Below are 11109 nucleotides of genomic sequence, written 5' to 3' on the forward strand. Positions count from 1 at the left end.
GATGCTTGCATTGAATATTGAAGTAACCTCTGGCTTGCATGCAGGTGCCAAGTGGAAATTCAATCATGGCATTGTGACACTTGGAGGAAATGCGAACTCCGAGGTTTTTCTTTGTGATGACGGAATTCCTGATCAGTGCCTAAAGCTTCGTGTACATGGCAACAGGATTACCTTCGAGGAAATCTCAAGTGATGTTCGCTTCTTGGGCCAAGCCGGCAAAACGCCAAGCCGGGTAATTTACGCAGGTCAGTCGATGACGATAACCTGCCGCCAGGTTCAGTTTACGATCACTGCGAACAGCGAATCAGGTCTTTTGTGGTCGAAGTTTACGAACAATGGAGCCCGTTTCTTCGGAGGTGCACTGGAGTTGGTTCGTTCAATCGGGCCAGGGACTGTGATGGCAATCTCTTGCCTGTTTGGCCTGATGGCGACCACCGTCATTCTCTTCTTTGGTTCAGCGAACTTCTCGGAATCTCAAGCATTCCCCGCTGCCAACTTGATAGAAAATCCAAAGGCGATACCACCTCCTCCTGCACCACCTGTGGCCGACCAGTTGCTCAGGGTTGTTCAACTTCAGCTCTTGCAATTCAAAGGGGAGCAGAAATTAAGCGACTTCGACGTGAATATTGAATACGAGAAGGTTCGGGTGAGTGCAAGGGGCTCCATGAGCAGAATGCAGTTGCAAATTTTTGAGTCGCTCATCAAACGGATATCGTCCGACCATGGCCGGCAGATAGAAATCATTGCCACTTTAAGCCTGACCGATGAGCAGAAAGCTGTCGATGACATTGAAGTCGCCGGCGTGTTGTTGGGAGCTCAACCTGCTTTGATGTTGCGCGATGGAACAAGGCTTTTTGTAGGAGCCAGCTATCAAGGCGTTGTATTGGATCAGGTGTCTGAAAGTGGTCTTGTGTTTGTCGGAAGCACCCGTTATGAGTTGCCCCTATGACAGCGATGAATGAGTTGATTGATTTGTCGAGTTGCTTACCCGGCACACCAGATCCTCTGGCGCGCTTTAAGGCAAGAATTCAAACGCTGGACCCGGTAACACGTGTTGGTCACGTACATGAAATCGTGATGAATACGCTGCGCGCAACACTGCCAGATATCACTCGGGGAGAAATGTGTGAGATCTCCTGCGAAAACGGAAAAACTGTGCTGGGCGAAGTTGTCGCTTTCAGCGGCAACGAGGCCACAATCGCTTGCCTAGATTCTGTTGATGGCGTGCGCCTAGGATCCAAGGTGACACCGTTTGGGCGTCGACATTGCATAGAAAGCCATGCCGGAATAGTTGGCCAGGTTCTTGATGGCATGGGCAGGAACATGCTCAATCCGGCGGATCGCTCAACTTGGGCACTTTCTTTCTCTTCAGACTCGGTTCCAGTAATGCGACAAGCGCCGCTGGCAGCAGAGCGCCCACCTGTTTGCCGTCACCTGGAGACTGGTGTGCGAGTCATCGATGGGCTCAATAGTATTGGTGTCGGGCAAAGGGTGGGCGTATTTGCACCGCCCGGCTGCGGAAAAACCACGCTTCTGTCACAGATCGCTCGTGGCGTAGACGCGGATATTGTTGTGTTTGCGCTGGTGGGGGAACGGGGCCGAGAACTGCGTGAATTCATGGACCGTGAAATAAGCACCGAGATCCGATCCAAAAGTGTTTTTGTTTGCGCAACGTCAGATCGATCGCCAACAGAGCGAGTCAGATCAGCATTTACCGCCATGACCATTGCTGAACACTTTCGCGATCAGGGAAAATCGGTGTTACTTCTGGTCGACTCAATCACCCGTCTTGCAAGGGCTCAGCGTGAAATTGGATTAATGGTAGGAGAACCCGCAACTTCAGCTGGGTTTACTCCATCTGTGTACAGTTTGCTTCCCCAACTTGTAGAACGGGCTGGGAGGACAAACCAAGGTTCCATTACAGCGATATTCACGGTCCTGATGGAATCTGAAAAGTTTGAAGACGATCCGCTGGCCAGCGAGGCCAAAAGCCTGCTTGACGCGCATATTCTGCTTAGCCAGAAATATGTGGAGTCAGCTCATTTTCCAGCGGTTGATCCCCTGCGTAGCCTTTCACGGGTGATGGATCATATTGTTTCCCCCGAGCATGTCAAGTTATCCCAAGCCGTTCGGCGCATCCTGTCGATTCATCAGGAAATGGAGTTACTGGTTCGGCTCAATGAATATCAGGCCGGAACAGATCCGATCGTGGATGAGGCACTTCGGGTTGTGCCAAATCTCAAGGACTGGATGCGACAGGGTCGAAACGAGAACTCGCCAACGCAGGAGACCTTCAAGGGCCTTGCGAGAATCGTATCGTCTTTTCAAAGCTTGACTGAGAGGGCTTGATTTGATGAAGCAAACTCACTTTCAGCTACAAACCGTATTGAGAATTCGCAGTATTCGGGTCCGGAGGCAAGCGGCGATGGTGGCTGAGTCGGAGAACAAGCTCAAGCAACAATTGACCGCCCAGCAGCAACTACAGCGAGACCTGATCGCCATTCAAGAAAACCATGTTCAAACACGTCGTGCAAAGCTTGAAAAACTCAAGGGTGGGCAGACAAACATTCGGGAATTTCTTGAATTGAAAGACAGTGAGAACACCTTTGACTGGAAAAGAAACCAGATGACCCGTGAGGGTGATGTGCTTGGTGATCAAATCCAACAAAGTAGAGTGGATTGGATTGCTGAAAAAACAAAATACAAAGAACTGGAAAAAGCAAGCATTAAGGTTGAGGAATATCTCAAGCTGGATTGGACATGATGAATGAACTTGGTGATATTTCTGAAGCTGGCGAGTTCCTGAACGATCAATTTGATGACGCCGAGGTACTGGAGTTCTGGTCAACATCTGAATTAATGTCTTTGTCGTCACTGCCCAGGAACAAAGTGATTTCCTGCCCGGCATTCAAAATCCGGCAGCAGTTGTACCAACTGGATCATCCCAAGCTCAGATCAAATGAAATCCGTCGCGCCGAGGGCATGAGTTTGTCTTTGTCCCTGAGGGATTACCTGTTGCTTGAGATTGAAGATGCTCAGCGACAGTCATTTATTCTTGCCGTACATCCAGACTGGGTCTGGAAATCGAGTGCCCATTTGATTACGCCTGAGCTATCAAGATGGGCTGTCGACCATGCTCCTGAAATTATTGGTTTCATTGAATACTCGTTGATCGAGCTGTTTGACTTTTTTGACTGGATTCCCCGGGGCATCAGCCGTTCCCCTTGCCCGGAAATTGAAAATCCAATCGAGGACGCGCTGTATATCAATGACGAGAAGTCTACGCAATTGATCGCTTTCGGAAGCAGTTCAGCCTTAAACCGGGCGGAACTGGTTCTTCGTGCCTACAGCACAGACTACAGAAAAAACTGCCTGTGGCTAGGGCAATCAATCTTCTATGAATTAAGACTCAATTTACTGCTCAGCAAGACCGCCTGGAAGTTGTCGGAAATCTCCTCTGTCTCTGCTGGCGACCTGTTGTACTTGCAGCAGCGTAGAAGAGGAGAAGGGCTGGTTGAGCTGAGAGCGAAAATGATCAGCAGCTCTACAAGCACGGTTCAATGGACAAGAGAGGTAAATTTCACAATGACAGACAAAGACGCCAAAATTCACATTGGAAATACTTCCTGGGAAAGGGTTGAACAATCATTTGATGACGATGGGGATAACTTGCTTTCAGGTAGTGTGCACAGCGACTCTGATCTTGAGTATGAATCGAATGCGGCTTCCCCCTCTTTGTTGTCCAGCCAGCGAATCGTCGAAGGCGTGAGCGGCCCCGAAGACGTGGTTCTTGAGGTAATCGCGGGCGTAACACAAGTTGACTTCAACGAGCTTTGCAATATTCAGGATGGAAGTTTGATTGAACTTCAATCCCACACTTTGCCCATGGTCAAGTTGGCAGTGCGTGGCGTGCCAATTCTGGAAGGTGAGTTGGTGCGCTTCAAGGAAGTCTTAATGGTTCAAGTCACACGAAGGATAAGCAATGGGTCCAGAGACGATTAATCCAATATCGTTAATTGTTACGGTTGCTTCGCTTTCTTTGGTGCCTTTGGTGGCAGTTACCGCAACCTCTTTTCTGAAGATATCCGCCGTACTGCTGATACTACGCAATGCAATTGGTGTTCAACAGGTGCCCTCGAACATGGTGCTCTATGGCATCTCGATGGTGATCACACTGCTGGTGATGGGACCCGTTCTACAGGATGCCAGTCAGAAGTTTGCTCCAGAAGGCAATTTGCCAGGGAATGGTACGGAAATGATTTCAGCGATCGGGTCAGCCATTCCACCCTTTAAAGTGTTCATGTTGAAGCACACAAATCCGGATTATCACGACAGTTTCTACCAAACCTCGTTGCGAATTTCCGAGAAGTATCAGGCGCCTGAGTTGGATCGAAATGACCTTACCGTGGTGTTGCCGGCGTTTGTCGCTTCCGAATTGTCGGAAGCTTTCAGGCTTGGACTTTACCTCTACCTCCCGTTTGTGATTATTGATCTTGCAGTTTCCAGTGCATTAATGGCGCTCGGAATGATGATGGTGTCGCCCATGTCACTGACAGTTCCGGCAAAAATTCTGCTTTTTGTAGCCGTGGAAGGCTGGGCAAAAGTATTTTCGGGTTTGATTTCATCCTACGGAGTCTGACAATTGATTACCAATTTTGTGAGTCAGGCGCTCTGGATTTCTTTGCTGGTTTCCCTTCCTGTAGTAGGTATAACTGTCGTACTCGGTTTCATCTTGGGGTTCTTGCAGGCAATTTTTCAGTTGCAGGATCAGGCACTGCCATTTGGTATCAAGTTGGTCGCATGTGTGGCGTGTTTAATCATGTTGGGTCCCTGGATCGCGGGGATGATGATGCAATACACCAATCAGATCTTTGAAATCATTTCGATGTCTGCCGCCTATGGTTGATTTGCTTGCAACAAACACCGACTCCGTTCGTGCTTTCCTTGCCCTGTTGGCCTACTACTTGCCAAGAACATTGCTGTTTGTTGCCTTCATGCCCTTGCTTGGAAAGGGTAGCAATAGTGGCTTGATTAAAAGTGCAATTGGAATAGCGATTGTTTTGCTCCCGGTTCAAATTGCCTTTGCATCCAGTTTTCCTCATCCCGCAACCCAAGACTTCGTGGTGTTTACGTTGGTGACCGAAGTGATGCTGGGCACTTTGTTGGGACTGACGATCGCACTTCCTTATTACATTTTTATGGCTTTTGGGGCCTTGATCGATGTGTATCGCGGTGCGACCTTTGCAGCTCAGGCAAACGGGCAGGATTCCGGGGAACAACTTCCCCTTGAGAATCTCTTTGGTTTGCTTTTCACCGCACTCATTTTTGCGGGTCCAGGTCTTCATGCCATTACACAACACCTTTTGTACAGCTATGCCACTTTTCCTCCAGGGCTCATTCAAGTTGGGAATTTTGATGCCTGGGTAGTTGCATTGGTGCAGTTGGTTGTTGATTATCTGGCCTTTGCCGTTCTTCTATCGGGACCGATTCTGATTATTATCATGCTCGTAGAATTTGCCATGGAAATTCTTTCAAGTTTCACGCCGCAGATGCAGGTTTACAGCTTGCAGTTTGGGCTTAGGTCTGTCTTTGGAATTGCTGGATTGATCTTGGTGCTTGAGTTTGCAGAAGAGGAGATATTTAGAATCTTTGGTGATTACTCAACAACGCTGTCCACATTGTTGGGGCTGGTGCCATGAGTGGAGAAAAAACCGAGTTACCCACAGAGAAAAAGAAAGAAGACAGTAAAAAGAAAGGTCAGGTAGCGGTTAGTAAAGATGTCTTGACACTTTTTCGGCTGACTTTCATTTACATGTTGTTGTTTTCAGTCATGGTTCATTACTTCAATGGGTTTCTTGAATTAATTGACTCTACAATCGCTGCCGGATTCTCCCGAAAATTCACGCTCAATTCAGAAATCTCCAATCTCGCGATCAATCTTTTTCTTGAAATCGTAATGCCAATCGTTGCAGTAGCAGTTCTTGTCGGGATTGTTGGTACCTGGGCTCAAACCGGTTTGGTAATTGCTCCTGAAGCGGCCATGCCGTCATTTAAAAAGCTGAATCCAATTCCAACGATCAAGAATATGTTTTCAAAAAAATCGTTGGTTCAACTGGTGATTTCAGTTGTTAAAAGCATATTGCTTGCAGTCGTCATTTACTACGTTGCCATATTCAATCTCCAGGACATCGTCTACAGCTATAGGGCTGGTTTGGATGTCATGCTCACTCTCATGTGGGATCTGTTGCAGCAGGCGGTCACAATCATTCTGGGTTTGTTTATCAGTCTTTCTGCAATTGATTGGATTGCAACCTACTTTGATCATCTCAAGCAAATGCGCATGAGTAAAAACGAAGTCAAGGACGAGAACAAGGAAATTCACGGTAATCCAGAGGTTAAGCGCTATATCAAACAGGGGCATCGGCGATTATTGAATGCCTCGCTACAGCGGGTTCCAAATGCCAAAGTGGTGGTGACAAACCCCACCCACCTTGCTGTTGCACTCGACTACGAGCCAGGCGTGCACGATTTACCTTATGTTCTCGCCATTGGCGCTGATGAAGACGCAAAACTCATTCGGGAGCTTGCTGCCAAGCACAAAATTCCTGTCGTTGAGAATGTACGGTTGGCCCGAATGATCTATTCCGACTGCGATGAAGATGAATACATTCAGCGCCCACACCTGGAACTGGCAGCAGCGGTTTTCAAACTGGTTTTCTCTTTGTCAAAGCCACGGAACTAACAGACTCTTTTTTCTCACTTAGAACACGAGTACTTCTATTTGAGAACAAGATGAATGATCTTCACATACCCTCGCAACTGCCGTTTGTTCTTTCATCCTCAAGGGCGTCGATCGCAAGTACCGCAGATCAATCCCACTTTGCTCGATTGCTGGAAGGCATGCGCGTTGCTTCAAGCCCAACTCAACCTGGAATGAATACAACAAAAACGCCTGGACCTGAACGAGGGGAAATTGGTGCAGCACTTCTGAATGATGTTCACGGACTGGATCAAATCATTGAAGGCATGGCTGTTGCAGCCAAGCTAAACAGCCAGGAAATTCAGTCCAACGGTGACCATCTGTTCAATCTCACCGAGTCCATATTGAGACTCGAAGTTGATGGGGACACCTATTTCATGCAAACCAATTACGCATCTCAGCGAGCAACGGAATTTGGCGAAGAGTTGGGATCGTTGACCAGGGGGCGCCCATGAGGCTCAATCTGATTAAACTCCTCGTGATGATTATGGCGGCTGTTACCTTGCAGGCATGCGGGTCTCGAATTGCCCTGTTCCAGGATCTCAACGAGGCAGATGCAAACGAAATCTACGCGGTCCTTCTTGACTCGGGTATTCCTGCCCAGAAAGAACAAGGCAAGAACGGTATCTCAATCAGTGTTCCCCAGCGTATGTCCGGTGACGCGCTTCTGGTCCTGAAAGCTCGAGGTTTGCCAAAAAGCAAACGAGGCACCATTGGTGAGATATTCAAGAAGGACAGCATGATTAGTTCCCCACTCGAGGAGAAGGCACGCTACCTGTTTGCCCTTTCGCAAGAGTTAGAGCAAACGCTTCTCACCATTGATGGCGTGATTTCCGCCAGGGTCCACTTGGTCCTGCCAGAGCGCCCGGCACCCGGTGAGCAGTTGATCCCATCGTCGGTGGCTGTTTTTGTAAAGCACAAAACAGACTCGCCGTTTCAGGCATACATTTCCAAAATCCGTGAGCTGGTCAGCAGCAGTATTCCGGGTGTTGGTGGTGGAAATGCCGAACGAATTTCAATTGTCGCAATTCCCTCCAATGAGTACCTTGAAAAGGGATTGCCCCTGATCTGGTATGGCCCGATGGCCTTGATGCCAGAGGACCGCATGGCTTTTCTCATGGTGATCTACACACTCATCGGCTTGTGGCTTTTGTCGATGGGCGCCGTTTACCTCTCTGTGGCAGATCAGAAAAACTGGCCAAAGTTTTTGCATGTCTTCAAGCGAGGTTCTGTCGATGATTGATGACGAAAACATCGCTGCACAGTGGTGGCGTTGGTGGACCAACCCATGTGAAGGCATGCATCCAGACAAAATCAAATGGCTGAAGGCCCAAGGTATCGTGTGGGCAGACAGGCATGAGCCTTCGGTAATCATCAAGATTCGACGATTAATGAATCTCTCTTGCTTGCCAGATAGCCAAATGACTGCTGCACCCAGTCGTTTGATCCTGGGTTTGGTTGATCACGCTGAGATGGAAAGTGAGCTTTCACAGTTCGCCTGCCTGGTTCTGGATGACTCTATCTTGACAGCAAGACCCAGTGACTGGGAGCAGTTGCATGGTGTGCACAATACCGAAGTTATTCGTGACTTGATTTCTACTTTCCGAACGCTGTCTCCTGGACTGGAAACCATTCGAATCAATATTGTGACTTCGTTGCAGCGAGTACAAAGTGAGGCTGTGAAAATCAATCAGGCCATATTGATTGTTCTCGGTTTGTATCTTCGAAAATTTTCTCCGGTTTTCTATCAACGCTGGTTGCTTGGTGTTTCAGATCAGGTCGCTGCCTATATTCATGAAGTTCCGTTGTTGTCCAGAGATGATCTTCTTCAGGAATTTGAATCCTGGATTGATCCCGTGATTGAGAAAATTATCGGAAATTTTGTTCAGCAGTTTGAGATTCCCTTGCTTGATTTGAATGAGGCATAGACACCATGCTTGGCTTACTTCGCGAGATCGATGTTCCTGTTGATTTTCAGTTCACTGGAAACTGGATTAAGGGTTCGCTGATGGATCAGGTTTCTGATTATCAAACGCTAGTCGCAACAGCACATCGTCATATCCAGGAGATGAGGGATCGCGCGAAATTGGAGATTGAAACCCAGAGAACCGAGGTCATAGAAGACGTCGCAAAACGTGGCCAGAATGACCTACAACAGTTCTTAAACCTATTCGAGAAAAGACGCATGGAGCTTGAGACCAACTCAGCCATGGCATGTATGGAGGTGAGTCGAATGGCCATTGCGCAATTCATCAAAGAGGCTCCCGAGAAAACCAGGCTCAACGCCTTGATTGAATTACTTCTCGGGAAAATCCAGTCACGATCCAGTTTTACCCTTCGAGTCCATCCCGGGCAAGTTGAGCTGGTAGAGACCTTGATTGCAGAGAAGTTTTCTTCTTTACTGAAATTGAGCAAGTGGCAGGTTATTCCAGACTCCACCGTTGCACCAGATCGGCTGGTTGTTGACTCTGCCGGTGAGTCGTATATCGATGTTTCAGTCGAGAACTGGCTTGCAATTTTGGGGCAAGAACTTCTATCGCTTAAAGGCTATTTCGATGCCCAAGCAACTTTAAAGCAAGGTCAGTCATGATTCAACTTAGAGCAATATTGATCGCTTTCTTGATGGCGGTGTTCACATTGCCAGCGTATGCGAACACAGCCCAAAAAACAGAACCTGTTATTTACATCGCCAAGGATGAGCGGCCGTCACGCGTCATATCGTATTTGTTGGGGCTCTTTGGGAGAGAACTGATTACTTCGGATCTTCCTTCCACGCCGGTTAGCGGTCGATTCAAAGTGAGTTCTGTGGAAGATGTGATGGGTTATTTCACAGCAGCCTATCAGATGAACTGGTTTCAAAATGGTTCCTCGGTGTATCTGTATCGGGCCAGGGACTGGAAAACCAGAAAAATCTATGTCGGTGATTTTCCCCCTTTGACAGATTGGGAAGATCTTCTCAAAAACTCAGGCCTTCATTACCCACAATTCAGTGTGGTGTACAACGAGAAACACGATGAACTGATCGCATCAGGCCCACTGGCTTATCTGAAACTACTTGAATCCGCCTTTGGCCGAGAGCGACCAGAGCCCGGGCAGGATGAGCCTGATCTGATGGTTTTTACGCTAAAGCATGCTTCAGTTGAGGACAGAGAGATCAACTTGAGGGATCGAACTTTTGTATCAAAAGGCGCGCTTACAGTGTTGCTGGAACTGCTGGGCTTAAAGAATCACTCTTCGGTTGGAACCACAGTACCTACACCAGTCAATCGAACAACCCACCTGGATCCATTAAAGCCAGCGGGGTCTATCGGTCAACAGGATTTTGTTGAGAATCAGACATCCACCAGGCGTACTGATATTCCCTCCAAAGCGCAAAAAGAGGATTCAAAAATAAGCCCGTTTTCCGTGACGGCAGATCCAAGAACAAACTCAATTGTCATACGTGATACCAGGTCTCGATATGAGTACTATCGAAAACTAATCGAGCAACTCGATGCGCCTATCGCCATGGTGGAAGTAGAAGCCATGCTGGTCGAGGTTGATAAAGCGACGCTGGATGAACTCGGTATGGAGTTTGGACTTCGCGCTGGTGGCGTTCAGTATGATTTTCCGGGCGAGAACATTGAGCTTGGAACCGTATCGCTCTACAGCGGTGCGAGTTCGGTGGTAGACCCTGGGCGTTTTCTCGCAAGAATTCGCGCTTTGATCGCAGATCAAAATGCCAAGGTGTTGGCAAGGCCAAACATCGTCACTCAAGACAACATCCCTGCATTTATTGATCTGTCGGAAACTCAGTATTTGAGAGTGACTGGCGAGCGTGTTGCGCAAATTGTGCCGGTCACGGCAGGCAGCCTTCTGCAAGTCACCCCGAGGCTTGTCAGGAAAGACAGCGGAGAGGAAATATTCCTGCGGGTAGACATTCAAGACGGAAGTTTGACTCAGGCAGGCGAGGGTTCACCTACTGTCAGAAACACAGTGTTGAGTACCCAGGCCGTGGTCAATGTTGAGAAAGCCTTGTTAATCGGTGGCTACAACCGGGATAGTGAAAATTCCAACAACTACAAGGTGCCTTTGCTTGGTGACCTGCCCTTCATTGGAAAGGCATTTTCTTACACCGAAAAGCAAAAGCAAACCATGGTGAGGTTATTCCTGATCACGCCTCGCGTCATCGAGCTACCACCCGATGGGAGAAGTTCAACAAAACGCGCCATCGACACGATTAAGGATAATTTCCGACTCGAGAATGATGAGAATCTCAAAATGACGCCATCGTTGAACCTAGGCCGCTTGCCACAACAGTCCATTTCCTTGAGGCAGTAAAATGAGCGTAGACATTGGTCACATCAGGC

The 11109-nt window shown here is 48.2% G+C and carries 13 protein-coding genes; all 13 read left to right on the forward strand.

All coding sequences use genetic code 11. The features are described 5' to 3' along the window. Nucleotide 1: 1 nt before the first annotated feature. The 13 genes from BSZ31_RS05405 to sctC all read left to right on the forward strand — a co-directional run bounded on the left by BSZ31_RS05405 (nucleotide 2) and on the right by sctC (nucleotide 11080). Entirely contained in the window at nucleotides 2-949 is a 948-nt protein-coding gene (locus tag BSZ31_RS05405; RefSeq protein ID WP_105027880.1) for a hypothetical protein, read from the forward strand. Continuing rightward, nucleotides 946-2349 carry a FliI/YscN family ATPase gene (locus BSZ31_RS05410; RefSeq protein WP_105027881.1) on the forward strand — a complete coding sequence of 468 codons (1404 nt, stop codon included), beginning with the start codon at nucleotides 946-948 and terminating at the stop codon, nucleotides 2347-2349. Before BSZ31_RS05405 ends, BSZ31_RS05410 begins: the two co-directional genes overlap by 4 nt. A 112-nt stretch (nucleotides 2350-2461) precedes the next feature. Next, nucleotides 2462-2764 carry a hypothetical protein gene (locus tag BSZ31_RS05415; RefSeq protein ID WP_146106609.1) on the forward strand — a complete coding sequence of 101 codons (303 nt, stop codon included), beginning with the start codon at nucleotides 2462-2464 and terminating at the stop codon, nucleotides 2762-2764. After that, nucleotides 2761-4002 (forward strand): FliM/FliN family flagellar motor C-terminal domain-containing protein, encoded by a 1242-nt coding sequence (locus tag BSZ31_RS05420; protein ID WP_105027883.1) that lies wholly within the window; start codon nucleotides 2761-2763, stop codon nucleotides 4000-4002. Before BSZ31_RS05415 ends, BSZ31_RS05420 begins: the two co-directional genes overlap by 4 nt. Further along, nucleotides 3983-4639: a type III secretion system export apparatus subunit SctR gene (gene sctR / locus BSZ31_RS05425; protein ID WP_105027884.1), complete on the forward strand. Its 657-nt coding sequence runs from the start codon at nucleotides 3983-3985 to the stop codon at nucleotides 4637-4639. The genes BSZ31_RS05420 and sctR overlap by 20 nt, the downstream gene beginning before the upstream one ends. A 3-nt stretch (nucleotides 4640-4642) precedes the next feature. Continuing rightward, nucleotides 4643-4906, forward strand: coding sequence for a type III secretion system export apparatus subunit SctS (sctS, locus tag BSZ31_RS05430; protein ID WP_105027885.1), 264 nt, complete (start codon nucleotides 4643-4645; stop codon nucleotides 4904-4906). Continuing rightward, complete coding sequence (locus tag BSZ31_RS05435; RefSeq protein WP_105027886.1) at nucleotides 4899-5699, forward strand: EscT/YscT/HrcT family type III secretion system export apparatus protein; 801 nt, start codon at nucleotides 4899-4901, stop codon at nucleotides 5697-5699. Before sctS ends, BSZ31_RS05435 begins: the two co-directional genes overlap by 8 nt. Beyond that, nucleotides 5696-6742, forward strand: coding sequence for a flagellar biosynthesis protein FlhB (locus BSZ31_RS05440; RefSeq protein WP_105027887.1), 1047 nt, complete (start codon nucleotides 5696-5698; stop codon nucleotides 6740-6742). Before BSZ31_RS05435 ends, BSZ31_RS05440 begins: the two co-directional genes overlap by 4 nt. A 50-nt stretch (nucleotides 6743-6792) precedes the next feature. After that, nucleotides 6793-7215 carry a hypothetical protein gene (locus BSZ31_RS05445; protein WP_146106610.1) on the forward strand — a complete coding sequence of 141 codons (423 nt, stop codon included), beginning with the start codon at nucleotides 6793-6795 and terminating at the stop codon, nucleotides 7213-7215. After that, nucleotides 7212-8003 carry a type III secretion system inner membrane ring lipoprotein SctJ gene (gene sctJ / locus BSZ31_RS05450; protein ID WP_105027889.1) on the forward strand — a complete coding sequence of 264 codons (792 nt, stop codon included), beginning with the start codon at nucleotides 7212-7214 and terminating at the stop codon, nucleotides 8001-8003. The genes BSZ31_RS05445 and sctJ overlap by 4 nt, the downstream gene beginning before the upstream one ends. Then, the gene (locus BSZ31_RS05455; protein WP_105027890.1) at nucleotides 7996-8688 is read left to right on the forward strand and encodes a hypothetical protein; all 693 of its coding nucleotides are present in this window, start codon (nucleotides 7996-7998) and stop codon (nucleotides 8686-8688) included. Before sctJ ends, BSZ31_RS05455 begins: the two co-directional genes overlap by 8 nt. A 5-nt stretch (nucleotides 8689-8693) precedes the next feature. Then, complete coding sequence (locus BSZ31_RS05460; RefSeq protein WP_105027891.1) at nucleotides 8694-9350, forward strand: HrpE/YscL family type III secretion apparatus protein; 657 nt, start codon at nucleotides 8694-8696, stop codon at nucleotides 9348-9350. Beyond that, a complete protein-coding gene (gene sctC / locus BSZ31_RS05465) occupies nucleotides 9347-11080 on the forward strand; it encodes a type III secretion system outer membrane ring subunit SctC (RefSeq protein WP_105027892.1) in 1734 nt (577 codons plus the stop codon). The genes BSZ31_RS05460 and sctC overlap by 4 nt, the downstream gene beginning before the upstream one ends. Nucleotides 11081-11109: the final 29 nt, after the last annotated feature.

The organism is Limnobacter sp. SAORIC-690 (genome assembly GCF_002954425.1).
GTDB classification, from domain to species: Bacteria; Pseudomonadota; Gammaproteobacteria; order Burkholderiales; family Burkholderiaceae_B; genus Limnobacter; species Limnobacter profundi.

What these genes read in the sequence shown, in the direction of transcription:
- BSZ31_RS05405 (WP_105027880.1), top strand. Translation starts at nt 2, where the DNA reads ATGCTTGCATTGAATATTGAAGTAACCTCTGGCTTGCATGCAGGTGCC.
- BSZ31_RS05410 (WP_105027881.1), top strand. Translation starts at nt 946, where the DNA reads ATGACAGCGATGAATGAGTTGATTGATTTGTCGAGTTGCTTACCCGGC.
- BSZ31_RS05420 (WP_105027883.1), top strand. Translation starts at nt 2,761, where the DNA reads ATGATGAATGAACTTGGTGATATTTCTGAAGCTGGCGAGTTCCTGAAC.
- sctR (WP_105027884.1), top strand. Translation starts at nt 3,983, where the DNA reads ATGGGTCCAGAGACGATTAATCCAATATCGTTAATTGTTACGGTTGCT.
- BSZ31_RS05435 (WP_105027886.1), top strand. Translation starts at nt 4,899, where the DNA reads ATGGTTGATTTGCTTGCAACAAACACCGACTCCGTTCGTGCTTTCCTT.
- BSZ31_RS05440 (WP_105027887.1), top strand. Translation starts at nt 5,696, where the DNA reads ATGAGTGGAGAAAAAACCGAGTTACCCACAGAGAAAAAGAAAGAAGAC.
- BSZ31_RS05445 (WP_146106610.1), top strand. Translation starts at nt 6,793, where the DNA reads ATGAATGATCTTCACATACCCTCGCAACTGCCGTTTGTTCTTTCATCC.
- sctJ (WP_105027889.1), top strand. Translation starts at nt 7,212, where the DNA reads ATGAGGCTCAATCTGATTAAACTCCTCGTGATGATTATGGCGGCTGTT.
- BSZ31_RS05455 (WP_105027890.1), top strand. Translation starts at nt 7,996, where the DNA reads ATGATTGATGACGAAAACATCGCTGCACAGTGGTGGCGTTGGTGGACC.
- BSZ31_RS05460 (WP_105027891.1), top strand. Translation starts at nt 8,694, where the DNA reads ATGCTTGGCTTACTTCGCGAGATCGATGTTCCTGTTGATTTTCAGTTC.
- sctC (WP_105027892.1), top strand. Translation starts at nt 9,347, where the DNA reads ATGATTCAACTTAGAGCAATATTGATCGCTTTCTTGATGGCGGTGTTC.